The organism is Collimonas sp. OK607 (assembly GCF_900111995.1).
Taxonomy (GTDB): Bacteria; Pseudomonadota; Gammaproteobacteria; order Burkholderiales; family Burkholderiaceae_D; genus Collimonas.
In genome coordinates this window covers 88,617-112,870 of the sequence record NZ_FOKF01000001.1, presented here as the reverse complement: position 1 = coordinate 112,870, position 24,254 = coordinate 88,617, and the positions used below count along the sequence as shown (strand labels likewise).

General features: G+C 55.0%; 21 protein-coding genes and 1 pseudogene. 5 read left to right on the top strand and 17 right to left on the bottom strand.

The annotated features are described in order from the left end of the window. Positions 1 to 11 precede the first annotated feature (11 nt). Positions 12 to 188 (bottom strand): annotated as a pseudogene (locus BM029_RS00530) (VOC family protein); the annotation flags it as partial. Positions 189 to 481: 293 nt separating this feature from the next. Between BM029_RS00530 and ampC the strand changes: the two are divergent. Beyond that, positions 482 to 1,651, top strand: a complete 1,170-nt coding sequence (gene ampC, locus BM029_RS00525) for a class C beta-lactamase (RefSeq protein WP_092431651.1) — start codon at positions 482 to 484, stop codon at positions 1,649 to 1,651. A 174-nt stretch (positions 1,652 to 1,825) separates the two neighbouring features. Here the strand turns inward: ampC and BM029_RS00520 are convergent, their stop codons facing one another. Continuing rightward, complete coding sequence (locus BM029_RS00520; RefSeq protein ID WP_092431650.1) at positions 1,826 to 2,983, bottom strand: aldo/keto reductase; 1,158 nt, start codon at positions 2,981 to 2,983, stop codon at positions 1,826 to 1,828. A gap of 14 nt (positions 2,984 to 2,997) precedes the next feature. Continuing rightward, positions 2,998 to 3,849, bottom strand: coding sequence for an aldo/keto reductase (locus BM029_RS00515; protein ID WP_092431648.1), 852 nt, complete (start codon positions 3,847 to 3,849; stop codon positions 2,998 to 3,000). Positions 3,850 to 4,033: 184 nt separating this feature from the next. On the opposite strand from BM029_RS00515, the gene BM029_RS00510 reads away from it, so the two are divergent. Further along, entirely contained in the window at positions 4,034 to 4,924 is an 891-nt protein-coding gene (locus BM029_RS00510) for a LysR family transcriptional regulator (RefSeq protein ID WP_092431647.1), read from the top strand. A gap of 121 nt (positions 4,925 to 5,045) precedes the next feature. Here BM029_RS00510 and BM029_RS00505 read toward each other — a convergent pair whose 3' ends face one another. From BM029_RS00505 to BM029_RS00485, 5 genes are all read right to left on the bottom strand, one after another. Next, positions 5,046 to 5,873, bottom strand: coding sequence for an SDR family oxidoreductase (locus tag BM029_RS00505; protein ID WP_092431645.1), 828 nt, complete (start codon positions 5,871 to 5,873; stop codon positions 5,046 to 5,048). A 52-nt stretch (positions 5,874 to 5,925) separates the two neighbouring features. Next, positions 5,926 to 6,342 carry a (R)-mandelonitrile lyase gene (locus tag BM029_RS00500; RefSeq protein WP_092432013.1) on the bottom strand — a complete coding sequence of 139 codons (417 nt, stop codon included), beginning with the start codon at positions 6,340 to 6,342 and terminating at the stop codon, positions 5,926 to 5,928. Between the two features lie 97 nt (positions 6,343 to 6,439). Then, positions 6,440 to 6,826, bottom strand: coding sequence for a nuclear transport factor 2 family protein (locus BM029_RS00495; protein WP_092431643.1), 387 nt, complete (start codon positions 6,824 to 6,826; stop codon positions 6,440 to 6,442). Beyond that, positions 6,823 to 7,812: an aldo/keto reductase gene (locus BM029_RS00490; RefSeq protein ID WP_092431640.1), complete on the bottom strand. Its 990-nt coding sequence runs from the start codon at positions 7,810 to 7,812 to the stop codon at positions 6,823 to 6,825. Before BM029_RS00490 ends, BM029_RS00495 begins: the two co-directional genes overlap by 4 nt. A gap of 31 nt (positions 7,813 to 7,843) precedes the next feature. Continuing rightward, positions 7,844 to 8,824 carry an aldo/keto reductase gene (locus BM029_RS00485; protein ID WP_092431638.1) on the bottom strand — a complete coding sequence of 327 codons (981 nt, stop codon included), beginning with the start codon at positions 8,822 to 8,824 and terminating at the stop codon, positions 7,844 to 7,846. 150 nt (positions 8,825 to 8,974) lie between these two features. Here BM029_RS00485 and BM029_RS00480 point away from each other — a divergent pair, with 150 nt between their 5' ends. Next, entirely contained in the window at positions 8,975 to 9,868 is an 894-nt protein-coding gene (locus BM029_RS00480; RefSeq protein ID WP_092431635.1) for a LysR family transcriptional regulator, read from the top strand. A gap of 218 nt (positions 9,869 to 10,086) precedes the next feature. Here the strand turns inward: BM029_RS00480 and BM029_RS00475 are convergent, their stop codons facing one another. The 8 genes from BM029_RS00475 to BM029_RS00440 form a co-directional block, all read right to left on the bottom strand. Further along, positions 10,087 to 10,686 (bottom strand): LysE/ArgO family amino acid transporter, encoded by a 600-nt coding sequence (locus BM029_RS00475; RefSeq protein WP_092431633.1) that lies wholly within the window; start codon positions 10,684 to 10,686, stop codon positions 10,087 to 10,089. Positions 10,687 to 10,727: 41 nt separating this feature from the next. Further along, complete coding sequence (locus BM029_RS00470; RefSeq protein WP_244544836.1) at positions 10,728 to 13,709, bottom strand: putative bifunctional diguanylate cyclase/phosphodiesterase; 2,982 nt, start codon at positions 13,707 to 13,709, stop codon at positions 10,728 to 10,730. A 117-nt stretch (positions 13,710 to 13,826) separates the two neighbouring features. Then, complete coding sequence (locus BM029_RS00465) at positions 13,827 to 14,627, bottom strand: N-acyl amino acid synthase FeeM domain-containing protein (RefSeq protein WP_092431631.1); 801 nt, start codon at positions 14,625 to 14,627, stop codon at positions 13,827 to 13,829. 191 nt (positions 14,628 to 14,818) lie between these two features. Continuing rightward, positions 14,819 to 15,544 (bottom strand): ABC transporter ATP-binding protein, encoded by a 726-nt coding sequence (locus BM029_RS00460; RefSeq protein WP_092431629.1) that lies wholly within the window; start codon positions 15,542 to 15,544, stop codon positions 14,819 to 14,821. A 1-nt stretch (position 15,545) separates the two neighbouring features. Then, complete coding sequence (locus BM029_RS00455) at positions 15,546 to 17,546, bottom strand: branched-chain amino acid ABC transporter ATP-binding protein/permease (protein WP_092431626.1); 2,001 nt, start codon at positions 17,544 to 17,546, stop codon at positions 15,546 to 15,548. A gap of 2 nt (positions 17,547 to 17,548) precedes the next feature. Continuing rightward, entirely contained in the window at positions 17,549 to 18,439 is an 891-nt protein-coding gene (locus BM029_RS00450) for a branched-chain amino acid ABC transporter permease (protein ID WP_092431624.1), read from the bottom strand. A 154-nt stretch (positions 18,440 to 18,593) separates the two neighbouring features. Further along, positions 18,594 to 19,751 (bottom strand): ABC transporter substrate-binding protein, encoded by a 1,158-nt coding sequence (locus BM029_RS00445; protein ID WP_092431622.1) that lies wholly within the window; start codon positions 19,749 to 19,751, stop codon positions 18,594 to 18,596. 279 nt (positions 19,752 to 20,030) lie between these two features. Next, the gene (locus BM029_RS00440) at positions 20,031 to 20,234 is read right to left on the bottom strand and encodes a cold-shock protein (RefSeq protein WP_014005790.1); all 204 of its coding nucleotides are present in this window, start codon (positions 20,232 to 20,234) and stop codon (positions 20,031 to 20,033) included. A gap of 446 nt (positions 20,235 to 20,680) precedes the next feature. Here BM029_RS00440 and BM029_RS00435 point away from each other — a divergent pair, with 446 nt between their 5' ends. Beyond that, positions 20,681 to 21,961 (top strand): MFS transporter, encoded by a 1,281-nt coding sequence (locus tag BM029_RS00435; RefSeq protein ID WP_092431620.1) that lies wholly within the window; start codon positions 20,681 to 20,683, stop codon positions 21,959 to 21,961. Positions 21,962 to 22,037: 76 nt separating this feature from the next. Then, positions 22,038 to 23,087, top strand: coding sequence for an NADP(H)-dependent aldo-keto reductase (locus BM029_RS00430; protein WP_092431618.1), 1,050 nt, complete (start codon positions 22,038 to 22,040; stop codon positions 23,085 to 23,087). A gap of 10 nt (positions 23,088 to 23,097) precedes the next feature. On the opposite strand, the gene BM029_RS00425 is transcribed toward BM029_RS00430, so the two are convergent. Continuing rightward, positions 23,098 to 24,117 carry a bile acid:sodium symporter family protein gene (locus BM029_RS00425; RefSeq protein WP_092431615.1) on the bottom strand — a complete coding sequence of 340 codons (1,020 nt, stop codon included), beginning with the start codon at positions 24,115 to 24,117 and terminating at the stop codon, positions 23,098 to 23,100. Between the last annotated feature and the right edge of the window lie 137 nt (positions 24,118 to 24,254).

Below are 24,254 nucleotides of genomic sequence, written 5' to 3'. Positions count from 1 at the left end.
CAACTGCGGATTCAACCGTGCCGAGCCGCTTCAATCGCAGCGATATCGATCTTTCGCATCGTCATCATGGCTTCGAATGCACGCTTGGCCGCAGCACGATCAGGATCGGTGATCGCGGCCGTCAGGGCGCGTGGCGTGATCTGCCACGACAATCCCCATTTGTCCTTGCACCACCATTCTTGCCCCCCGATCAATCTTGCGGCGCAACTTAATCATAAGATTTTCTATGCCGTTACCAAAATTATTCTCGCTTGCGAACATTTCGCCAAAAGCGGACATTGTCGTTTTACAAAATTGCCAGCTGACCTGCCAAGGTTGTATCTTTTGAAAAACAGCTAGTACACAGAGCGCCGCGACTAACGCTCCAGCTTCCAAACAACGGCCTCTAGAATTCGGCGCTGTCGCTTGAATGAAAAGATCGCTGCCCTAGAAATATTAATTGGTCAAATTGAGAGTTATTGCTCAACGCGCCTAAAAAGCCATGAACACACTAAAACTACTATCTTTCTCAGTATATTTACTCGCTGCAAGTAGCTATGCGGCAGGCACCGTCGATCAATCCAGGATCACCGATACGGTAGATGCAACTATCCAGCCACTGATACAGAAGTACAGCATTCCCGGCATGGCAATCGCAGTGACCGTCAATGGCCATAATTATTTCTACAACTATGGTGTAACGTCAAAAGAAACACAGCAACGCATTACCAACAAGACGCTTTTTGAGATCGGGTCGCTCAGCAAAACATTTACGGCGACGCTGGCGTCTTATGCTCAAGTCAATGGAGATCTTTCACTCTCTGACAGCCCGGGAAAATATTTTCCTTCCTTGCGCGGCAGTAGCTTTGACAATATCAGCCTGCTGAATCTGGGCACGCATACTGCGGGCGGCCTTCCTCTGCAGGCGCCGGACAATATAGAGAATACCGATCAGTTAATGGCTTACTTCAAGCATTGGGAGCCTGTTCATGCAGCCGGCACATACAGGAAATACTCCAATCTGAGTATAGGAATGCTTGGCATGATTGCGGCCAAAAGTATGAACGTGTCTTTTGAGGACGCGCTTGAAAAGAAGTTATTCCCTGAGCTTGGCATGACGCATAGCTACATCAATGTGCCAGCGGACCAGATGAAGGATTACGCGCAAGGTTACACGGCAAAGGATGTACCAGTCAGAGTGAATCCCGGGATTCTGGCGTCCGAAGCATACGGCGTGAAATCAGGCTCGGCGGACTTGATCCGATTTATTGACGATAACATCCAGGGGAACAGGCTTAGCGAAAAACTTCAACGTGCGGTCACGGACACTCACACAGGATATTTCAGGTCGGGCGAATTTACGCAAGATTTGATATGGGAGCAATACCCTTATCCTGTAGAGTTGAAACAACTGCTGGCCGGTAACGACCCCGGTGTTATCTATCAAGGGACAGTTGCAAACAAGCTAAACCCGCCGTTGCCACCTCAAGCGGACGTGCTGATCAACAAAACCGGTTCGACGAACGGCTTTTCCACCTATGCAGCCTTTATTCCATCTAAAAAAATCGGCATTGTGATCCTGGCCAATAAATCCTATCCGATCGATCAAAGAGTGACTGCTGCGTATCAGATACTCACCCTACTGGATAGCCAGGGTGCATCAAAAAAATAGTCGTCAGCCGGAGAGCTTCATGCGTTCACCATTCGTCATCTGAGGCGTATGCCAGGGGAAAATTAAATGGTTACGCTACACGTTGAGTAGCCGGTTTGGAGCGACCTGAGGGTCACCAAAGGGTTGAAGCCATAGTCAAAAGCAGACATCCCCGACGCGCATCCGGCCGCCAGATCAGAATTTGGGAGGCGCCTCAACACCGGAAAAGACCAGCACAGATTCGGGAAGCCGCGCCCCACGGATCTGGACCGCCGAAATAGACCTGTTCAGCTCGGCAACTTCAGACGCCGTGAGCCGAACGGCGCTTGCGCCGATGTTGTCGAGCATATGTGCCATCTGCGTGGTTCCGGGAATGGGAACAATCCAAGGTTTTTGCGCCATCAGCCATGCCAACGCGATTCGGGCGGGAGAGGTTTGTTTTCGCACAGCCCAGCTCTTTGCCAAGTCCACAAGCGCCAAGTTGTGGGGTAGGTTTTCCTGCGAGAATCGGGATTCGAGCTTGCGAATGTCACCGTCAGCGAACCGCGTGTTTGCGTCAATCGCACCGGCAAGGAACCCAACCCCCAGCGGACTCCATGGAACGAAGCCTATCCCGAGTTCCTGGCACAGCGGGATTGTGCCATTTTCCGGCCCACGCCACAGCATCGAATATTCGCTCTGAACGGCGCTGACGGGTAGCGCGGCATGAGCGCGTCGCAGTGTGTTGGGCCCCATCTCGGACAGTCCCCAATGCAGGACCTTTCCTTCCGCCATCAGATCCTTGACTGCCTCGGCTACATCTTCGATGGGGACTTGCGGGTCCACGCGGTGCTGATACAGGAGATCGATGCGATCGGTCCGCAGGCGCTTTAGCATGCCTTCCACGGCCTGCTTGATGTGGGCTGGCCGGCTGTTGAGCCCGGGGCGCCGCTGGCCTGTCTCGAGATCGATATTCCAACCGAACTTGGATGCAATCACGACCTGATTACGGAAAGGCGCTGCGCCTTCGCCGAGGATCCGCTCCACCTCATGCGGCCCGTAAGCCTCGGCAGCGTCGTAAAAGGTGACACCTCTGTCGAAAGCCGTCCGGATAATATTGATCATTTCGGACCGGTTTGGCACTGTCGTTTGATAGTTGCGGCTCATATTCTGGACGCCGAGGCCCACACTGGAGACTTCCAGCGATCCAAGCTTTCGGCGTCCAGTCACCGTCGTAGGTGCCGAACTGGCTGCGCCGATTCCCCGGGTTGTGGACTGCCCGCAGGCACGGCCAGTCAGTGGCGTTGCTGCCAAGCTTGCCGCTGCCAGCAGGAACGTTCGGCGCACGACGCCCGGCTTTCGCTTAGTTTCCATTTCTATTTTTCCCGTTAGATGTCGAGCCGACGTTCTTTCATCCACTTGACGATTGCCGGATCGCGATGGGAGAAAAAACTGCTTTTCCCGGTTTCCAGGGTGACAATGCCGGCCATGTCCGCTTCATCCAGGCTAAAATCAAACACATCCAGGTTCTCGGCCATGCGCTCGCGGCGCACAGTTTTGGCGAGCGCCACAATATTTCGCTGAATCAACCAGCGCAACACAACCTGCCCAATGGATTTGCCGTGTTTTTCCGCAATCCCAACCAGCAGATCGTTCTGAAATAAATTGTTCTTGCCTTCAGCGAAGGGAGCCCACGCCTCGGCCTGAACGCCATTTTCACGCATGAAGGCAGCACTTTCTGCTTGCTGATGGAAAGGGTTGACTTCGATCTGGTTGACTGCAGGGGGGACCTCGTTGAACGCGATGAGATCCATGAGGCGGTCAGGGTGGAAATTACTGACGCCGATGGCGCGCAGCTTACCGTTACCGTACGCCTCTTCCATCGCGCGCCACGAGCCGTGCACATCCCCGAACGGTTGATGGATCAGGTACAAATCGAGATAGTCCATTTGTAGACGCTGCAACGACTTGTCGATCGCCAGTTTGGTCTGCTCGTATCCCGTGTCCTGGACCCACAGCTTGCTCGTGACGAACAAATCCTGCCGAGCTACGCCGCTGTTTCGGATCGCCTTTCCGACCGCTCCCTCGTTGAGGTAGGAGGTAGCGGTATCGATCAGGCGGTAGCCCGACTCGATTGCATCGATAACGGAGCGTTCGCACTCTGCGGGGTCGGGTATTTGGAAAACACCGAATCCCAGCACAGGCATCTTGAGCCCATTATTAAGGGTGACATAGTTCATTGTTAGTTCCTTTAATGACATGCTTATTCGACCGAGACATCTGTAGTCCGGCACCTATTGATCAGCCATGCTCCAGGACAGTGCTTCCACCTCGTTTCCGATCAATAACGCTACTGTAATGGCAATAGCGCTATTTGATTAGCCGGTATAATCGACATGTCATTATTAGCGCACCTAATTAATCATGAGAGAGAACCTTAATGACCTGACTGCTTTCGTAATGGTGGCGCGCGAGGGCAGCTTTACACGCGCCGCGGCGAAACTAGGTGTGTCTCAATCGGCGCTGAGCCAGACAATTCGTGGGCTGGAGGAGCGACTTCGCCTGCGTTTGTTCTCGCGTACAACCCGGCGCGTAGCGCCGACCGATGCAGGTGAACGCCTGCTTGCCACCGTAGGGCCACGGCTCGAAGGAATCGAGACGGATCTCGCAGCGCTGAGCGAACTGAGGGAAAAACCAGCTGGCAACATACGGATCACAGCTTCCGAGCATGCCGCGGATTCGATTTTGATGCCGAAGCTGATGAAGTTGCTGCCGGACTTTCCCGACATCAAGGTCGAAATCAATACCGACTATCGGATGATCGACATCGTCGAACAGCGTTTCGACGCCGGCGTAAGACTCGGCGAATATATTGCCAAGGACATGATCGCGGTACGTATCGGGCCGGATGTGCGGATGGCGGTCGTCGGCGCGCCTGCTTATTTCGCCGCTCGTCCGAGGCCAAAGAAACCGCAGGACTTGACGGATCATGACTGTATCAATGTGCGTCTGCCCACCCTCGGCGGCCGGCTTCCGTGGGACTTCAAGAAAGGTAAACACGAGCTGAAAGTCCGCGTCGAAGGAACACTGATCTTGAACGGCTTCCATCAAATCCTCAACGCCACACTGGCTGGCATGGGTTTAGCCTTTGCTCTGGAGGAGGTAGTGCAACCGCATATTGCCGAGGGGCGACTCATCCGCGTGCTCGAAGACTGGTGCAATCCTTTCCCGGGTTACCACCTTTATTATCCGAGTCGTCGGCAGCCGTCCATGGCATTTGAATTGATTGTGGACGCTTTTCGATACCGCAAGTGACTACCAATTTCAAAAAAAGCAGCGCATTAAGAAGCACCGCCGGCGAGAAATTAAATATAGGTGCGATGTGTTGACCTTAGGCATCCTTGGCGTGGACAGCCTTACCTGACAACTTAATTTGTTACGACGGTGCAAGGTCACCGTACCAGTATGCGGCTGTGACTCCACCATCCATAAGGAAGTCGCTGCCGGTGATAAACGCCCCGTCCTGCCCCATAAGCAGTGCGCCAACGTTTCCCACCTCATCAGGAGTTCCGGCACGCCCTGACGGGCACAGATCGATCATGCGCCGGTATCCTGCGCCGCGTGGGCCGGACAATTCGTCGTTGGCGAGAGGTGTAATAATGATGCCAGGGCTAATTGTATTGACCCGTGCACCGCGCTTGCCCCAACGCACCGCCTCGGCCATGACGCGCAGCGAATTCCCTCGCTTGGAAATTTGATATGCAAGGAGCGGGTCGGTCACTTTGTCTGGCTGAAGCATCGGCAATGCAAGCAGTTCGTCAGCCGGTGTAATTGCCAATGCCTTGTTCTGCTCTGGGGACAACGCAGCAAGACGGTGTCCAGACTGCGACGCGATCACCACGCCCGCTCCCCCTTGAGTGATCACGTTGCCAAATTCTTCGAGCACCAACGCTGTGCCGTATAGGTCGACCGTCAGGATAGTGGCGGGTGGCGCCTGGGTTGGCGAAACGCCCGCAGCATGGATTAAGCCAGTGACAGTACCAAGGGACGTCGCCTTCTCAACAAGAGCATGGACCGACGCACGCGATGAGACATCCACGACAGTTGTGCTGACCTCGAATCCGGCGTCGGTCAAGATTTTCGCAGCTGTGTTGGCGTTCTCCTCGCGCAAGTCGGCCAAGACAACGTGCTTTCCCGCGCTGACACGACGAGCGATTGCTTGACCGATCGATCCCGATCCAATAACTACTATGACGTCTTTCACTTGGAGCTCCTTTTTTTCAAAATCATTTAACTTGATTGCGTGAGAGTTCGGTTTAACTGGATTGGGAATCGGTGCCTGCCAGATATTGTTCGTCGCTAACCTTTTCCATCCATTCAACGCCCTTACCGTTTAGCTGTTCGACAATGGCGATATGCGTCATGGCAGTATTCTTGGTAGCACCGTGCCAATGCTTGTGGCCGGGCGGACACCAGATCACGTCGCCCGGCCTGATCACCTTGATTGGACCGCCGAAGCATTGTGTCCATCCGCATCCGGCCGTGACGATCAAGACTTGACCCAATGGATGGGTATGCCAGGCGGTTCTGGCGCCAGGTTCAAACGTTACGTTGGCGCCCATCATCCGCGCGGGTTCAGGCAAGTTAAAGAGAGGGTCAATGCGTACATCGCCGGTGAAGTACTCTGCCGGCCCTTTGCTGGAAGGTTGCGTGCCGCTTCGTTTTAATTCCATTTCCATTTTCGAGCTCCATAATGTTTTCAATATTGCCTGCGAATCCAAACTTATATCCCTGCCGCGTCGGCAGGAAACCTCACACGGTAAAAGAGGCTTAGTAGCTGCCATATTTTGCGTGCATCAGTCTCCATTGACCTTTTTGCCGAGTGAACTCCAGGGTGAATTGCAGCCTCCAGGGGGCCTTCAAACCGTTGATCGTGGCATTGAAAACGCCGCGGCCATTTATCACGACAGTACCGGACATTTCTTCAACAGTCAGTGTCGACGCATCCACTTGAATTGAGTGATAGTCAAAGTCACGGCTACGGACGACACTTAACCATTCCGCCTTTGGTTGCACATAACCTGTGATGTGAATCAACGTAAATTCGCTGTCGACCAGATTTTCCAAAATATCCGAGCGCGCAGTTACCATCGCCGCGTGATAGTCGTCTAACAGCCGCAGTATTTCCGCATGCTGGACATGCTGGTTTGGCTTCATTTGTCGGACATCGAAAGCAGGCCATCGTCGAGGCGCGCACCCTGAATGGCGATCTGTGACATCCGCTGTTCGATTTCACGTAAATCGTCCGCGTCCAATTCAACATCAACCGACTTCAGGTTGTCATCGATGTACGCTATTTTGTCCATACCGGGAATGGGCACGATCCATGGCTTTTGCGCGAGCAGCCACGCCAACGCAATTTGGACAGGTGTTGCGCCTTTCCTTGCGGCTATAGTGCGAAGCATGTCAACCACCGGCATGTTGGCCTGTATGGCCTCCGGCGTGAATCGAGGAAACGATGCGCGCAAGTCGGTGTTGCTATCGAATCGGGTATTCGCGTCTATCGCTCCGGTCAGGAACCCGGTACCCAAAGGCCCCCAAGGCACAAAACCAATGCCGAGCTCCTCGCAGACAGGGAGCACTTCAGCTTCCGGTTCGCGCGTCCAGATAGAATATTGGTTTTGCACCGCCGCAACTGGATGTACCGCGTGGGCCCGGCGGATATTGGCAGCGCCAACCTCCGACAATCCGTAGTGGCGCACCTTGCCTTCTTGTATCAATTCTTTCAATGTACCCACCACCTCTTCGATCGGAATATTCGGATCGACGCGGTGCTGATAAAACAGATCTATGTAGTCGGTTCTGAGGCTTTTCAACGACGCTTCGGCGACGGCGCGAATCGTTTCCGGCCGGCTGTCCGTTCCGACGGTTGCTCCATTCTCCAGTTTAAAACCAAACTTTGTCGCGATAACGACGTCTTTTCTCACCGGCTGCAGCGCTTTGCCGACCAGCATTTCATTGGTGTAGGGACCATAGGCTTGAGCCGTGTCGAAAAAGGTAATGCCGCGATCGAAAGCGGCTCGTAGCACGTCAATACCGACGCTTTCGTCGACTGCCTTGCCGGTGCCAAAACTTAAATTCATAGCTCCCAAGCCAAGAGACGAAACGGTAAGACCGCCGGTTCCAAGTTGACGCATCTTCATAATTGCACCTTCGATTAAAATAAATGAGGGATTAACGTCCCGCACGAGCTGCTAGGTGGGCCGGATATCGATCGCCCTCGACATTTATTTTGGACAGCGCGTCTTCGATCTGACTGAGATCCTCAGTGCTCAATTCGATACTGGCTGCGCCAAGGTTTTCCTCCAGGCGCTGCAGCTTGGTCGTACCTGGGATCGGTACGATCCATGGCTTCTGCGAAAGCAGCCAGGCAATGGCAACCTGTGCCTGCGTTGCCTGTTTCCCGGCAGCTATCGCGCCAAGCAGATCAACGAGCGATTGATTGGCCTTGCGCGCCTCGGGCGAAAAGCGCGGCACTATATTGCGGAAGTCGTCTTTGGAGAACGAGGTATTTTCGTCAATCGTGCCAGTCAGAAAGCCCTTGCCCAACGGGCTGAAAGGTACGAAGCCGATGCCCAGCTCGTCAAGCGTGGGCAGAATCTCCGTCTCGGGTTCACGCCACCACAATGAGTATTCACTTTGTAGTGCAGTAACGGGCTGGACTGCATGTGCGCGGCGGATCGACGTAACGCCGGCTTCGGACAAGCCGAAATGCTTCACCTTACCTTCTGCGATAAGGTCCTTAACCGCGCCGGCCACGTCCTCCATCGGCACATTGGGATCGACCCGGTGTTGATAGAACAGGTCGATACGGTCGGTCTTGAGGCGTTTGAGCGACGCCTCGGCTACTGCGCGAATGCGTGGTGGGCGGCTGTCCTGACCTTTCGTAGAATCGCCGTCCTTGAAGCCGAACTTGGTGGCGATTATGACTTTGTCACGGTACGGGGCCAATGCTTCGCCCACAATCTCTTCATTCGACGCACCGTAGGCTTCAGCCGTATCGAATAAGGTGACTCCAAGATCGACGGCCTTACGAATCAGCGCAATCGCCGCATTTTTATCTGCAGCAGGGCCGTAGCCGTGGCTCAACCCCATACAGCCGAGCCCAATCGCCGATACCATCAAGTCGCTGTTTCCAAGTTTGCGTGTCTTCATGTCAATTTCCTGGCGTTAAGTTAAAGTTAGGAGTCGGGTCTGACTAACGTGCGGGAGAAGCAGCTCCTTATCTATGGCTATAATTTAATGGATGCCGCAGTATTTGATTAGAGCCTATAATCGGCATGAGCTTATGAATTGGACTCATGAATGCCGCGAGAAAATTTCAACGACCTTGTTGCCTTTGTTGCAGTTGCCCGCGAAGGCAGTTTCACAAAAGCAGCGGCCCAGCTTGGTGTATCTCAATCAGCGCTCAGTCACACCATTCGTGCATTGGAGACAAGACTGGGAGTCCGACTTTTGACCCGGACCACGCGTAGCGTGTCTCCCACGGAGGCGGGCGACCGGCTGCTTGCGACCGTAGCGCCTCGGCTGGACGAGATCGAGGTTGAGGTTGCCGCACTCAGCGACATGCGAGACAGGCCGGCTGGCAACATACGGATTTCGGCCGCGGGACATGCTGCGACTAACGTCGTGTGGCCGAAGCTGGAGAAATTTCTGCCTGACTTCCCTGATATCAAGGTCGAGCTTATCGTGAATTATGGCCTGATCGATATCGTCGCAGAACGCTTCGACGCTGGCGTCCGGCTAGGAGATCAAGTGGCGAAAGATATGATTGCCGTGCGGATCGCCCCTGATCTGCGCATGGCTGTGGTTGGCGCACCGAGTTACTTTGCGAAGCACTCGCCGCCGACGACGCCGCAAGATCTGGCGCCCCATACTTGCATCTGCATGCGATTGCCGACCTATGGTGGCTTATATGCTTGGGAATTTGAGAAAAAGGGGCACGAGGTGAATGTACGCGTCGAGGGCCAACTTATTTTCAACACAAGCACTCAGATTGTCACGGCGGTGCTGGCCGGATTCGGGTTGGCCTATGTTCCCGAAGACATGGTTGAGGATCATATCGCTGCGGGACGTTTGCTTCGCGTGCTAACGGACTGGTGCCCATACTTTCCTGGCTATCATCTGTATTTCGCGAGTCGCCGACAATCTTCGCCGGCCTTCGCCATGTTGGTTGATGCTCTTCGTTACCGGGCCTAAATACCCACAACTTGCGTTACGAATGGCCGCTTTTCGGAAACGGCTTTGGCCGCTTTGGATCGAAGTCGGTCTTTCTCGAATTTCCGATTCCGGCCAATACCGGTTAATAGAAGGAAATTTCCTGGTCATTGCAACACAGGATGCGAGTCTGTGGCCTGGACAAACTGTCAGCGTGACGGTCTAGATTCAGGCCATTTCAATCTATCCCGCATCTGCATCTATTCACTCAGTAATTTATAGGCGATAGCCCACATCGTGATCCCGACAACAACCTCCAGCACACGCCACGACATCGGCTTGGCAAAGATCGGCCGGAGCCACGCAGCGGCATAACCCAGCGAAAAAAAGAAGACGAACGACGACAGCATTGCACCGGCGGCGAACTGGCCTCTTTCGCCTGGAAATTGGGTTGAAACGGAACCGATCAGCAGCACGGTATCGAGGTAGACATGCGGATTAAGCCACGTGAGCGCGGCACAAGTCAGCAACGTTGGCAGTAGAGCCGCTCTTATGTCTCCAGCCTGCTGCAGCACGTCTGACGAGCGCCAGGCGGCGATGAAGCTTTTGGCGCCATACAAGATCAGGAAAGCGGCGCCGCCGTAACGCATGACAGGCATCAGCCACGGCGCGCGGTCGATGATGATGCCCAGGCCCATTACGCCGAACAATATCAGGATAGCGTCAGAAGCTGCGCAAGTCAGGCAAACCAGGAAAACATGCTCGCGCTTAAGCCCTTGTTTGAGAACAAAGGCATTTTGTGCACCGATGGCGAGAATAAGTGAAAGACCGAGGGAAAAACCAGAAATTGCCGCATTCATAAAAACTTTATGAAATTGTAATCATATCGTTTCCGGGTAGCCTAGTGCAAACCAGTGGCCGGCAAGTCTGCATCGCTTTCGCCCCACGACTGGCCGTCGATGCGCCTGCTGGATACAAAACGGGCCAAGGCTGGATCGGTGATGAAGCTGGCGGCGGAACTGGCGGCCAGTATCGCTTGCGGCGATTGCGGCTTGGCCACCACGTAACCTTGCACGTAATCGACGCCCAGCTTCGCCAGTGCTTCGATCATCGCGCAATCCTCCACCCATTCGGCGATGCTCTTCATGCCGAGGTTGCGCGCCAGTTCGACAATAGCTTCGACAATCGCCTCATTGGCCGGATGCGTGTTCATGCTTTGAATGAAAGCACCATCAATTTTCAAGGCATCTGCGGACAAGCTCTTGAGGTAGGTGAACGAGGTATAGCCGGCGCCGAAATCGTCCAGCGCGATTTTCGCGCCCAACGCCTGCAAACGTTGAATGATGCGGCTGGTATGCTCCAGATCGTGCAGCGCGACGCTTTCGGTGATTTCGATGCATAGCATAGGCACCACTTGCGGATGTTTCCCCAGTATCACAAAAAGATCCTGGATAAATCTTTCATCATTCAGCGAAGCGCCGCTCAAATTCACGCAGACAAATTTTGTCAGCGGCAACTGCGACTGGTGCTGCGCCAGCCACTCCAGCACCGTGCTCATGACCCAACGGTCAATCACGGCAATGTTGCCGTTTTCTTCCGCTGCCGCAACCACCTTGGTTGCCGGCACTACCTTGTTGTCCGCATCGCGCAGCCGCAGCAGCACTTCGAAATTGAGCGACGCTTCGGGTTCGCGCAACGACATGATCGGCTGCATTTCGACAAACAAACCTGCCGGCAGGAATTCTCCGCCCAGGCGTTCTATCAAGCTGAGTTCTTCCAGCCGTTCGCGGAATACCGGCGCATTTTTTTGATACACCACAATATGCTCATCGTGCGCCTTCTTGGCTTCCCGGCACGCGCGATCGGCGGCTGAGATGGCATCCTGGACGCGCATGCCTGCATCCACTTCAATCAGCCCTATCGAGCCTTTTACCTGGAATGCACGGGCGCCGATGTGGTACGACTGGTAGCTGATTTTTTGAACAATGGCGCGGCAGATATCAGTCGCAGCACCAATATCTTTATCCCGGAACAGGAGGATGAACTCGTCGCCGCCGATACGGCCTATGTAACTGTCGCCCGTCAGCAATTCCTGCACCCGCTGGCATAGCTGCTTCAGGACCTCATCGCCGGAATGATGGCCAAACAGATCATTGATCAGCTTGAAGCGATCCAGATCGAGATAGGCTAACGCCAGCGGCCGGTCATCGGCTTGACGTTCGATCGCTTGTTCCAGCATGATTTCAATGCCGCGGCGGTTAAGGACAGCGGTCAACGGGTCGTGCTCGGCAAAGAACCGCAAGCGCTGCACGGTCTGGGATCGATCCGTAATGTCTTGCAACGACCCCTCGATGCGGCCATTGGCGAAGGTGGCTGTAACCAGGTAAAAACTGGCCTCGCCATCTTCATTGGCGATGCCGCGCAGTTCCGCTTCATTGCTGCCGCCTGCGGAAACGATATGCAGCAACTTCTCGCGTGCACCACGTTCGAAATAATCGTCCCATTTTTTCAACAACTGACCGCTGGCATCCCGGCCTAAAATTTTTTCAAGAGCGGGATTGGTGCGCACAAAACTGCCGTCGGCGGCTAATGTAAACAAGCCTATTGGCGTGACCTCATAGGTGGTACGGAGTTCGGCCTGAACGTTTGCCAATTCCCGCTTGCCGGCGCGCATTTGCTCAGCAAAGGCAAACGACGCCATCAAACTAGACAACAATGCTGCAATCACTGTGTTGGATACTTCATCCAGAGCTTTTATGCCAAACGCCGCAGCAACTACTTCATCGACCCGGGTAAACACCACCACAAACATGGACGCACAGTACCAAAACACAGCTCGGGAACGCGCCTTCCACACGATATGCGCCAGCAAGAACACTAAAATTGTGGTTCCGATGATGGTCCCGATCCATAAAACAGGTAAAAAGCGACCATATGGCAGCAAAAGGGCCGCAACCAGCAGGATCAAACCTACCCCATGCAATATGTTTTGCAGGACAACAAAACCGATTTGTTTCAGCTCTGCTCTGAACAGTCGGCCGAACAGAGCAAAAGTTACAACGTAATACGTAGCAAATGTGAATTGCCGCAGCAAGGGCAGCCACTGATTCGGAATCATCCATATCAGCCAATGTGCATCCCACCCCATGGCGTTAGCGCTGAGCCGCAAATTTCCCAGCAGCCAGACGGCAAACAATACGTACATCCATTCGCGATTGATGATTGCTGCCACCAGCACGAACAAGGTCAATGTCAACAGCCCGCCTTCCAGCAAACCGATGCCGCGATAAAATTCTGCTTCCGACCGCTCGAACGCGAGACTGCTCCATTGACGGATCGAAATTCTAGCCGGCCCCGAGAAAGTGCCTCTGCAAAGCACGGTCAGTGGCTGCGCACTGGGCACGAGCGACAAGAGAAATCCAGTCTTTTCGGCCCTGATCTGACCCACGACCTCATCGCGGCTGGCCGCGCCAAGCAAACGTTTACCTGCGCCTTCCCAACAACTCACCTGCTGGGCATGACGCGATGGCAATTCAATCTCCGTTTGACCAGAGTCAATTGTCGCCGGCACTAAAAACGAAAACCAAAAAGGCGTCTCCAGCAATTGCGTATCACGATAGGCTCGCAAGGGCTCGCCTGCCAATGCTTGAAATGCCTGCGCTGGCGAAAAACTCTGTGCAGGGTCACTCAGCACGCGAAATGGCGACGGCGTCGGACTAGCTTCTCCGAAGCGACTATCAAGCCTCGCAAAGGCAATAATCGTGAAGACAATAATCAGCACAGGCACCAATACAACCGAAAAATAAAACCCTACCCTATCTTGGGGGCGCAGGGTGTTGATACGGCTTTTCGGCGTATCGGCATGGAATAGCCACATAGACATCGTGTCCGTAAAGTCAAAGGGTTCTACTGTACTGTAAAAAAATGTCGCAATATTTTTTTTACGACAATAGCACCCTTCGACATGAGGTCAGGGGAAAGACCAGCTCCAGCAATCAATCTACAGGTTTATCAAGCCTCTGCTATTGCGCCCGACCATTCTGGTACTTAAAACCGGGTTAATTTTCGTCGGGTGTGTCGGGGGGTGCTCAAGAATCAGATCAGGATGGCGTATGTCGCACATCAAACTCAGCAACGGATGCTTTGCTGCTGCCCAACGCGCTTTTGCCGTGGCAATTTCAAAAGCCATGACCCGATGCGGCAGATTGCCAACGTGCTGCATTGGCATAAATCCCTGTCCGGGAAAAACATCTTGGAAGAGGAGCGCCTTGTACTGTCTATCCAAGGGGGAGCGCGCGGTAATCACCATCCAATCGACTCCATTCTCGACACAATATTGAAAATACGCCTTAAAAAGTAAAGCTTTGACTACCTTACCGATCTTACCGTCGATTATCCCCAAACGGGTCGCTTCTGCCAAGCGTCGGCACTGCAGCCAATCCGGCAAGGTCACCGATTGCTCCAGCCCCAATGCATTGAAACGATTGGTTTGGATGCGCATCGTGCCCAACGACGAGCCGTCTAGCTTGGACTCAGCCAGCAGAACGATCACATCTGGTGCGAGATCAGCCTGTTCAAAACGCCGCAGGTTCTGCGCCAGCTCGGGCAGGTGACGACTATATGCCGCATGACGAATTCCTACCGCCTTCTGCAAAGCCTGCTTGTCGCTCACTATCTTGATGGTGAATGGCAGGCGTTCTTCAGGTAGCGCTGCGGTAGTAACGCCGCCAGGAAAAGACGATGGAATGAAGCTGTCCTCGCTGTGATAGGAGGACGTGTTTGCTGTCTGGTCTTGTTTCATTTTGAGTGCTCCGAAGTGAAAACATGGTTAGCCGCTTTATGCATCCATTGCATCGCGGTATTGCCAGATTCTCACGTTCGGAACACTGTGGAAAACTAAACCCTGTTTACAGTCCTGTCTTTGCTACAAATAATTGCCTAAAAACAATTTATTTGACTAAATATTTTCCCTGTGGAAATAAATGGCATGTATCAATGCTGCCCGCCACCCAGATATGCTGCTTTGACTGCCGGGTCGTTCTTCAACTTTTCTGCCGGGCCATGCACTGAAATCCGCCCGTTTTCCAACACGTAACCGTAATCGGCGACATTCAATGCGGCTGCCGCAAATTGCTCAACCAGCAGCATGGTCACGCCATCTTCCTTGAGCCGGGAAATGATGCGGAACACTTCTTCCACCAGGATCGGCGCCAGTCCCATCGATGGCTCGTCCAGCAAAATCACCTCCGGATTGAGCATGACGGCACGCGCCATTGCCAGCATCTGCTGCTCGCCGCCCGACAAGGTGCCGGCCAGCTGGCTTTGACGCTCTTTCAGGCGCGGAAACAGCTCTAGCGCCCGTTCCAGATCGAGCTTGATGTCGCCGCGCGGACGCAAGCGGGTAAACCGCGGGAAGGCGCCGAGCAGCAGGTTATCGACCACGCTCATGGTGGCAAACACGCGTCGTCCTTCTGGCGAATGCGCCAGTCCGGCACGGGCGATTTTATGCGAAGCCAGGCCGGTAACGTCGACGCCGGCCAAAGTGACGCTGCCGGATTTGGCCTTGATCATGCCGGAGATTGCGCGCATGGTGGTGGTCTTGCCGGCGCCGTTGGAACCGATCAATGTGACCACTTTGCCTTTTGGCACCTCCAGCGAAATGCCGTGCAGTACTTCAACCTTGCCATACGCGGCATGCAAATTCGAAATCGAGAGCATCTTATGACCCCGCTGCGTTGGATGTGGATGGCGCGCCATGGGCGGTATCGCCTGCATCGGCAGCGTCGGCTGCTTCAGCGGCAGTGCCGCCGAGATAGGCTTCAATCACCTTAGGATCGCTTTGCACCGCAGCCGGCTTGCCTTCAGCGATTTTCTGGCCGAAATCGAGCACCGTCACCGTATCGGAAATCGACATGACTACATCCATGTGATGTTCAATCAGGATGATCGTAATGTCATGCTGCCGGATCTTCTGGATGATCTCGATCAGCTCCTTGATGTCTGGCGCAGTCAAGCCAGCGGCAGGCTCGTCCAGCAGCAGCAATTCCGGGTTCAAGCCAAGTGCGCGGCCGATTTCCAGCAAGCGTTGCTTGCCATAGGGCAGATTGCGCGCCTCTTCAGCGGCCAGGCCGTTCAGCCCGACGAATTGCAAGATGCTGGCAGCGCGTTCTCGCGCCGCTTGTTCTTCGCGCCGATAACGCGGCGTATGGAAGATCACGTCCAGTATATTGCTGCGGAAAGTGTGATGCAGGCCGACCAGCACGTTTTCAGTGGCAGTCATTTCACCGAACAACTGCACATTCTGGAAAGTGCGGGCGACGCCGCCCAGCGCAATTGCCGACGGTGTCGAACCGGAAATCGTCCTGCCATTGAACACGACCTTGCCGGCGGTCGGTTTGTAGATGCCGGTAAGCACATTCATCATGGTGCTCTTGCCCGAGCCGTTCGGCCCGATCAAACCATGCACACTGCCCTTGACGATATCCAGGTTGACCTCGTTAAGCGCCTTCAGGCCGCCGAACTGCATGAGTATCTGCTGGCCGCTCAACAAGGTAGTGCCAACTGCGACACTGCCGGCGGCTGGCGCCCATGCCTGTCCGGCAGCGGGAGCCACGCTGACCTGCTTGCCGCCTGCGGTTGCCCTCATGCCTAGCAGGTTGCGCGCGAAGCCGACAATCCCGTCCTGCAGGTAATACACCACGAACAGCGTCATCAACCCAAATACGGTCAGGCGCCAATCGGTAATGTTTTCCAGCCGATAGGAAAAAATCGCCATGCCAACCGTTGCCGCCAGCGGCACCGCCACCTCGCGCATGGTCTTGCGCTTTTTCCACAACAGGAAGGCGCTTGCGAGCACGCCGATTACTGCCGCGACGGTGGCGATCTGGCGGAATAACTCAATGTCTGCCAGCAAGCTCGGCAACATGACTACGATCAGGGCGCCGATCAGCGATCCGGTTCGGCTCTTGCGGCCACCCATGATGACCGCCAGCAGGAACAGGATCGTCAATTCGAAGTTATAGGTATTCGGCGAAATATACTCTTCCGAATAGGCATAGAGACAGCCCGCCAACCCTGCCAGCGCAGCGCTGATCACGAATGCGATCACTTTGTAGCGATACACCGAGACCCCCATGCAATCGGAGGCGATCGGACTATCGCGCAGCGCCTGGAAGGCACGTCCCAGATGCGACTTGACGATCCGGTGCACCACAATCAGCGACAACACCATCAAGGCGGCGACCAGATAGAAATACTCCACCTCATCGAGCCGATGGCCAAAGAAGTCCGGCTTGTTCAGTTTGATCCCCATCGGCCCTTCCGTCAGGAAGCTCATTTCATTGATCAGGATCTGGATGATGGTGCCGAACGCCAGCGTCACCATGGCCAGGTAAGGACCGGTCACCCGCAACGCCGGCAAGGCCAGGATGGCGCCGAATATGGCGGTAACCGCCAGGCTGGCGGGCGCGGCAACCAGGAATGGCCAGCCAAGCTTGAACACCAGCACGCCGGTGGTGTAGGAACCGATGCCGAACAAACCGGCGTGCCCGAGCGAGACCTGGCCGGTATAGCCGACCACGATATCCAGGCCGAACAGCAGGATGGCGTAAATCAGGATGGTTTCCGCCAGGTGGATGTAATACGGATTCGGAATAACCTGCGGAAAGGCCACCAGCAACAGGATGCCGGCCACCGCCAGTGCAAATAGTTTTTTATTCATATTTACACCTTCTTGATCGCTGTTTTACCGAACAAACCTGCCGGCTTGATCGCCAGCACCAGCAGCAACAGCACCAGGCCCGGTACTTCCTTGTACCCGGTCGAGATATAAAACCCGGTCATAGTCTCCGCAATGCCCAGGATCAGGCCGCCGACGATCGCTCCCATACCCGAAGTCAGGCCGCCGATAATCGCTACCGCAAAGGCCTTCAAGCCCAGCGCAGTGCCCATGGTGGCACCGGTCAGGGTCAGCGGCGCTACCAGCACACCGGCAAAGGCGGCGGTCGCCGATGACAAAGCGTAGGAAAAAGTAATCACCATGCTGGTGTTGATACCCATCAGGCCGGCGGCATCACGATCGTTCGAAGTCGCTACCACGGCTTTGCCATAAATCGACTTGCGGTTGAACAGTTCTACCGCCAGCATCATCGCCAGCGCGCCTAGCACCACCACCACCTGCATCGGCTGGACATTGGCGCCGAACACCTGGAACGGCGTCGACGACAAAGGCGACGGGAATGTCAGGTCGTCCTTGCCCCAAATGTTTTCAGCGACATTCTTGAAGATGATCGCCAGCGCAATGGTCGACATGATCCAGCCGAATTCCGATTTGATCTTGAGCGCCGGACGCACCCCGATCCATTCGACCACAACGCCTTGCAGCGCGCCGAATACAATCACCACCGGAATCATCAGCCAATAATTCAGATAAGGGCCGCCGTGGATATTACCGACCAGGCTGAGCCCGACCAGAGCGCCCAGCATCAGTGCCTCGCCCTGGCCGAAATTGAGGGTGCCGGAAGTGGCGAACGTGAGTTGATAACCGAAAGCGATCACCGCGTAGATCATGCCTAGCGCGATACCGCTGAAGACGAGTTGCAGCAGAATTTCCATGATATTGGTCCAAGAGACAGCGATAGCCGGGCTACGGCAAAACAATACTACCGTTTGACGAAATAAATCCAGCCCGCTTACCGCGCAGGCTGGAACCCTTGTCGTTCAAACGGATGTCTGGCTGGAACGCAAGCTGCTGCGTTCCGGCTTCCTATCACTTGGCGAATACCACGCGACCATTCTTGACTTCGCCAATCACTACCATGTTTGGCTTGATCGCTTCATGGTCGTCATGGGTGTAAGGCTTGGTGTAATTGGTCACCACGCCTTCCACTGTGCCATTCAGGTTTTCCAGCGCTTCGCGTACTTTGACGCCATCGGTGCTGCCGGCTTGTTTGATCGCTGCCGCCAGCAGATAGACCGAGTCATATCCTTGAGCCGCTGAGACGGCGGAAGGCATGCGGTCGGTCTTGTAGGCTTTCTGATAGGCTTCGATGAAGGCCTTGCGTTTGGCTGTGTTGCCATCCTGGATAAAGGTTTGCGGCATGCGCGCGCCATCGCCGTTCTTGCCGGCGTTGTCGATGAAGTTACCCATCGACAGGGTCCAGCTGCCGATGATTGGCACTTTCCAGTTGAGCTTTTCCATGCCGTTGGCAATCTGCGCCAGTTCCGGTCCGATACCGTAAGTCAGCACCACTTGTGCGCCACCCTGCTTGGCCTTCAACAATTGAGCAGTCATGTCGACATCTTTGAGGTTGTATTTTTCAACTGCAACCGGTTTGATGCCCTTGGCAGCCAAGGCTTTCTCCAGATCTTCGCGACCGAGTTGACCATAGTTGGTCGAATCGGCCAGGATCGCTACCTTGGTGTGTTTTTGACGGACCACCGCTTCGTCGACGATCATCGCCGACTGGATCGTATCGTTGGCCGAAGTACGGAATACGTAATTATCTTTTTGATCCGGCGCCACGAACTGCTTGGTGATAATGCTGCCGGTGGCGACATTATTCATGACCGGGATCTTGGCGTCCTGGTAGAAACGCTGCGAAGCCAGGGCGACGCCAGTGTTGATGAAACCAACCGTGCCGACCACTTTTTCCTTGTTGATCAATTCTTGCGCGACCTGGACGCCGCGTTCATTCTTGGCTTCGTCATCGCGCTCGACCAATTGTATCTGGCGCCCCAGCACACCGCCCTTGGCGTTGATATCCGCAACCGCCAGCTTGACGCCGTCACGCATCGATACGCCCATAGGCGCCGATCCGCCGGTGAATGGACCCGTGACGCCGATTTTAATCGGCTCTGCCGCACCTGCGGCCAGCGACCAGCTTATCAGTGCCGCTGCCACACATGCTTTGCTTATGTTATTCATGTCGTCTCCTCCGTGTTTTTATATTGGTGAGCGCCGGCATTCGCAGAAACCGGGCAGCCCTCTAAGGGTAAAACGTGATCCAGCTATTGCAATATGGTATCTGATATACAGACACCCCAGCATTTCAGGCCACCCTTACAGCTTCCTGACAACGCTCGCCTTTCCGATCTTATAGTCGTTATGCGTTTATAGTTTTACGTTTGGTACGGACGAAAAAAATCCCCGGCAAGCCAGGGATTTTTACGATGCTCAGTTTATTTCAACTGAGTGAGCTATGAATTAGATAGCTTGGATGTTCGAAGCTTGCTTACCCTTTGGGCCAGCAGTAACTTCGAAAGAAACACGTTGGTTCTCTTGCAGCGACTTGAAGCCGGAAGAATTGATTGCGGAGAAGTGCGCGAACAGATCTTCACCACCTTCGTCAGGAGTAATAAAACCAAAACCCTTCGAATCATTGAACCACTTTACGATACCAGTTGCCATTACATTTCCTATTTCAGTTAAGTTGGGCTGTCGCCCGTTAGATCGTTTGAAGCAAGAAAGAAATGACAGACTAATACTGCACTACTAGCTCGAATCTTAAACGATGTCGCATTATAACCGATAATTTCACTTAAAACACTCGGTGCGCAAATAAAAGTTGCGCGGGGAGAAAGAGTTGCGTTTTTGACTGCGCAATCCGACTGTTCCACCCAATAATTTCGACATGCGATTTTACCCTATATTCATGCTGTACCCCTACAAACAATATACATAACAAAAAGCAATATCGGTGTCGCGCGCCACCGCCACCGCTATAGTCATCGCTACCGCATTCCGGATATCACGGTAAGGCGCGGGCACAAATCACAAATGCGGCCACCCTGCGACAGCTGCTTTTTTTGCTGGAAAGGAATACTCTATGGCCTTGCGCCAATTCCAGTCCCCACATGACAGCCCCCGCTTCCAGCAGTTCCGAATCAGAATCCATCCTGAGCCATCGCCCGTTTACGCTGTTCTGGGGCGCGCGCGTTGCCTCCACCATCGCCAACCAGATGCAGATCGTCGCCGTCGGCTGGCAAGTTTATCAACTCACGCATAGCGCTTTCGATCTCGGCATGGTCGGCCTGGTGCAATTCCTGCCGGCCTTGTTCCTGGCCTTGCTGGTCGGCCATGTCGCGGACCGTTACGACCGCCGCAAGATTGCACGCATCTGCCTGTTCCTGAAAGGATCGGCGGCCGCAACCCTGGCGCTTGGCAGCATTTACGGCTGGCTCGACAAGGACGCCATCTTTGCCATCGTCTTCGTGATCGGCGCGACGCATGCTTTTGAATCACCCACGTTACAGGCGCTGCTGCCCGGACTGGTGCCAGCCCGATTGCTGCCGCGCGCGATCGCCTGGTCGGCGTCGGCCACGCAAACCGCGGTGATTATCGGCCCGGCCCTGGGCGGGTTCATCTACGTATTCGGCCCCAGCGCCGTGTACTCAAGCAGCAGCGTCCTGTTCATTACTGCCAGCCTGCTGGTGTCGCTGATCCGGATTGAGAGCGTCCTGCCACGCCGCGAACCGGCCACCCTCAACTCCTTGCTGGCGGGAATTGCCTTTATCAAGAGCCGGCCAGCCATCCTGGGCGCCATCTCACTCGATCTGTTCGCTGTCTTGCTGGGCGGCGCCACCGCCCTGTTGCCGATCTACGCCCACGACATTCTCGCCACCGGCCCGCTCGGCCTCGGCCTGCTGCGCTCGGCGCCGGCGGTGGGCGCGTTATCAACCGCGATCTTCCTGGCGCGGCGGCCGCTCAGGAGACGTGTCGGCCGCAGCATGTTTATTGCGGTTGCCGTGTTTGGCCTGGCAACCATCGTCTTCGCCCTGTCCCGTTCATTTGTCTTGTCGCTGGCGACACTGGCGGTGCTCGGCGCTTCCGACATGATCAGCGTGGTGGTGCGCTCATCCTTCGTGCAACTGGAAACGCCGGATCATATGCGGGGCCGCGTCAGCGCCGTCAATTCAGTATTCATCGGCACCTCCAACCAGTTGGGCGAATTCGAGTCGGGTATCACTGCAGCCTGGCTCGGCCCGGTGCCGGCGGTACTGTTGGGCGGTATCGGCACGATAGCCGTGGTGCTGCTGTGGATACGTTTGTTCCCTGCTTTATTCGGTCTGGACAAGCTGCTCAATCCGGCTGCGCCCGCCAATCCGGCGCCGCCGGCAACGGCAACAACCAGCTAGCTGCAGGCGGCCCGCGCCCTGCAGTAAAACGGGGTTCCAGCTATACTCTCAGTCCCCTGCAGCAAAGGAAGCAACAATGCAATATCGTGAACTCGGACAAAGCAATCTCAAGGTTAGCCAGATTACGCTCGGCACCATGACCTGGGGCGAACAAAATACCGAAGCAGAAGCGCATGCGCAAATCGACCTGGCGCTGGCGCACGGCGTCAACCTGATCGACACCGCGGAAATGTACCCGGTGCCGCCGCGCCCCGAGACCCAAGGCTCGACCGAACGTTATGTCGGCAGCTGGCTGAAAAAATCCGGCAAGCGTCGCGATGTAATGATCGCCACCAAGGCTACCGGACCGGCGCGCAAGCCGCACAACCCGCGCCACATACGCGGCGGCGTCAATAATTTTGATCGCAAAGGCTTGACCGAGGCGTTGAACGGCAGCCTGGAACGGTTGCAGACGGATTACGTCGATCTCTACCAGTTGCATTGGCCGGATCGTAGCGTGAATTGCTTCGGCACCCAGAATTACAGCCATATTGCAGATGAAGATACGGTGCCGATTGAAGAAACGCTGACCATCCTGGCGGACTTCATCAAGGCTGGCAAGGTGCGCCATATCGGCATTTCGAACGAAACGCCGTGGGGTATTGCGCAGTTTCTCAAGGCTTCGGAAAAGTTTGATTTGCCGCGCGTGGTCAGCATCCAGAATCCGTACAGCCTGCTCAACCGCACGTTTGAAATCGGCCATTCGGAATTTGCTTTCCGTGAGCAGGTCGGATTGCTGGCTTATTCACCGCTGGCGTTTGGCGTGCTGTCGGGGAAATATCTGAATGGCGCGCGACCGGCTGATAGCCGCCTTACCTTGTTTGAACGTTTCAGCCGCTATACCAATCCGCAAGTCGACCGGGTCATCGGCGATTATGTAGCGCTGGCGCAAAAACACGGACTGGATCCGGCGCAAATGGCGCTGGCTTTCGTCAACAGCCGCGGTTTCGTGACTAGCAATATCGTTGGCGCCACTACGTTAAAGCAATTGCAGAGCAATCTCGACAGCATCAACCTGACGCTGAGCGAAGATATCCTGCGCGAGATTGAGCTGATCCACTCGCGCCAGCCTAACCCCGCTCCTTAATCTTCCGGACTTAATCTTCAGGAGTTACGTCGGACCAGACCGGCGGCGGGCCGCCGGTTGCTATTTCAATCGGACGGGCCGCATAGCGTTTTGCCAGCACGGCGCAGACCATCAATTGAATCTGGTGGAACAGCATCAGGGGCAAAACGATCATGCCGATGGTGTGCCCGGCAAACAACACTTTTGCCATCGGTATACCACTCGCCAGGCTTTTCTTCGAGCCGCAAAACACGATCGTGATTTCGTCTTCCTTGTTGAAGCCGAGGCGGCGGCTGACGAAGGTAGCGATACCGAGCATCGCAAACAATAACAGCGTCACGACCACAATCAAACCAAGCAAGGACAGCGGCGGCAGCTGCTGCCACAAACCCTGCACCACGGCCTCGCTGAATGCGGTGTAGACCACCAGCAGGATCGAGCCCTGGTCAACCACCTTCAAGATTATCTTGTGCTTGTCCAGCCATTTGCTGATCCAGCGGCGAGCGATCTGCCCGGCGACAAAGGGCAGCAGCAACTGCATCACGATATTCATGATGGATTCGAACGAGCCTTTGCTCTGTCCGTGCGCCACAACGACCAGCCCGACCAGCACCGGCGTCAGGAATATGCCGAGCAGGTTGGAAGCAGATGCGCTGCACACCGCCGCAGGCACATTGCCGCGGGCGACCGAAGTGAAGGCAATCGACGATTGCACCGTGGACGGCAAGGTGCACAGGAACAAGATGCCGAGATACAGATCGGGCGTCACCAGCGGCAGCAATGCCGGCTTGAACAGCAGCCCGATCAATGGAAACAATACGAAAGTGGCAAGCAACACCGTCAAATGCAGGCGCCAGTGCAGCGCGCCCTGCACCACCGCCTCGCGCGACAGCTTGGCGCCATGCAGGAAAAACAGCAAGCCGATAGCCAGCGTCGTAATCAGGTTGAAGGACACTGCAACCTGGCCCCTGGCCGGCAACAGGCTGGCGACAAGAACCGTGGTAACCAATAACAACGTGAAGTTGTCAGGTAAAAAACGTGGGCGAACCATGATAGAGAAAACGTGCGCTAAAGTTGAAAGGGTATCCTGAAGGTTTCCCCGCCGCCGCCAGCCATCTCAGCGATCAGGAAAGCGCCGGGACTAGCCAAATATGGACGGGATAGATAGACGGGATAACAACCTTCATT

Coding starts and splice junctions, on each gene's coding strand:
- BM029_RS00460 (WP_092431629.1), bottom strand. CDS start 15,544: ATGCTCTCGATTTCGAATTTGCATGCCGCGTATGGCAAGGTTGAAGTA.
- BM029_RS00430 (WP_092431618.1), top strand. CDS start 22,038: ATGCAATATCGTGAACTCGGACAAAGCAATCTCAAGGTTAGCCAGATT.
- BM029_RS00475 (WP_092431633.1), bottom strand. CDS start 10,686: ATGAATGCGGCAATTTCTGGTTTTTCCCTCGGTCTTTCACTTATTCTC.
- BM029_RS00510 (WP_092431647.1), top strand. CDS start 4,034: ATGAGAGAGAACCTTAATGACCTGACTGCTTTCGTAATGGTGGCGCGC.
- BM029_RS00480 (WP_092431635.1), top strand. CDS start 8,975: ATGCCGCGAGAAAATTTCAACGACCTTGTTGCCTTTGTTGCAGTTGCC.
- BM029_RS00485 (WP_092431638.1), bottom strand. CDS start 8,824: ATGAAGACACGCAAACTTGGAAACAGCGACTTGATGGTATCGGCGATT.
- BM029_RS00515 (WP_092431648.1), bottom strand. CDS start 3,849: ATGAACTATGTCACCCTTAATAATGGGCTCAAGATGCCTGTGCTGGGA.
- BM029_RS00470 (WP_244544836.1), bottom strand. CDS start 13,709: ATGTCTATGTGGCTATTCCATGCCGATACGCCGAAAAGCCGTATCAAC.
- BM029_RS00465 (WP_092431631.1), bottom strand. CDS start 14,627: ATGAAACAAGACCAGACAGCAAACACGTCCTCCTATCACAGCGAGGAC.
- BM029_RS00495 (WP_092431643.1), bottom strand. CDS start 6,826: ATGAAGCCAAACCAGCATGTCCAGCATGCGGAAATACTGCGGCTGTTA.
- BM029_RS00440 (WP_014005790.1), bottom strand. CDS start 20,234: ATGGCAACTGGTATCGTAAAGTGGTTCAATGATTCGAAGGGTTTTGGT.
- BM029_RS00445 (WP_092431622.1), bottom strand. CDS start 19,751: ATGAATAACATAAGCAAAGCATGTGTGGCAGCGGCACTGATAAGCTGG.
- BM029_RS00490 (WP_092431640.1), bottom strand. CDS start 7,812: ATGAAGATGCGTCAACTTGGAACCGGCGGTCTTACCGTTTCGTCTCTT.
- BM029_RS00455 (WP_092431626.1), bottom strand. CDS start 17,546: ATGAATAAAAAACTATTTGCACTGGCGGTGGCCGGCATCCTGTTGCTG.
- BM029_RS00500 (WP_092432013.1), bottom strand. CDS start 6,342: ATGGAATTAAAACGAAGCGGCACGCAACCTTCCAGCAAAGGGCCGGCA.
- BM029_RS00450 (WP_092431624.1), bottom strand. CDS start 18,439: ATGGAAATTCTGCTGCAACTCGTCTTCAGCGGTATCGCGCTAGGCATG.
- BM029_RS00520 (WP_092431650.1), bottom strand. CDS start 2,983: ATGGAAACTAAGCGAAAGCCGGGCGTCGTGCGCCGAACGTTCCTGCTG.
- BM029_RS00435 (WP_092431620.1), top strand. CDS start 20,681: ATGACAGCCCCCGCTTCCAGCAGTTCCGAATCAGAATCCATCCTGAGC.
- BM029_RS00425 (WP_092431615.1), bottom strand. CDS start 24,117: ATGGTTCGCCCACGTTTTTTACCTGACAACTTCACGTTGTTATTGGTT.
- ampC (WP_092431651.1), top strand. CDS start 482: ATGAACACACTAAAACTACTATCTTTCTCAGTATATTTACTCGCTGCA.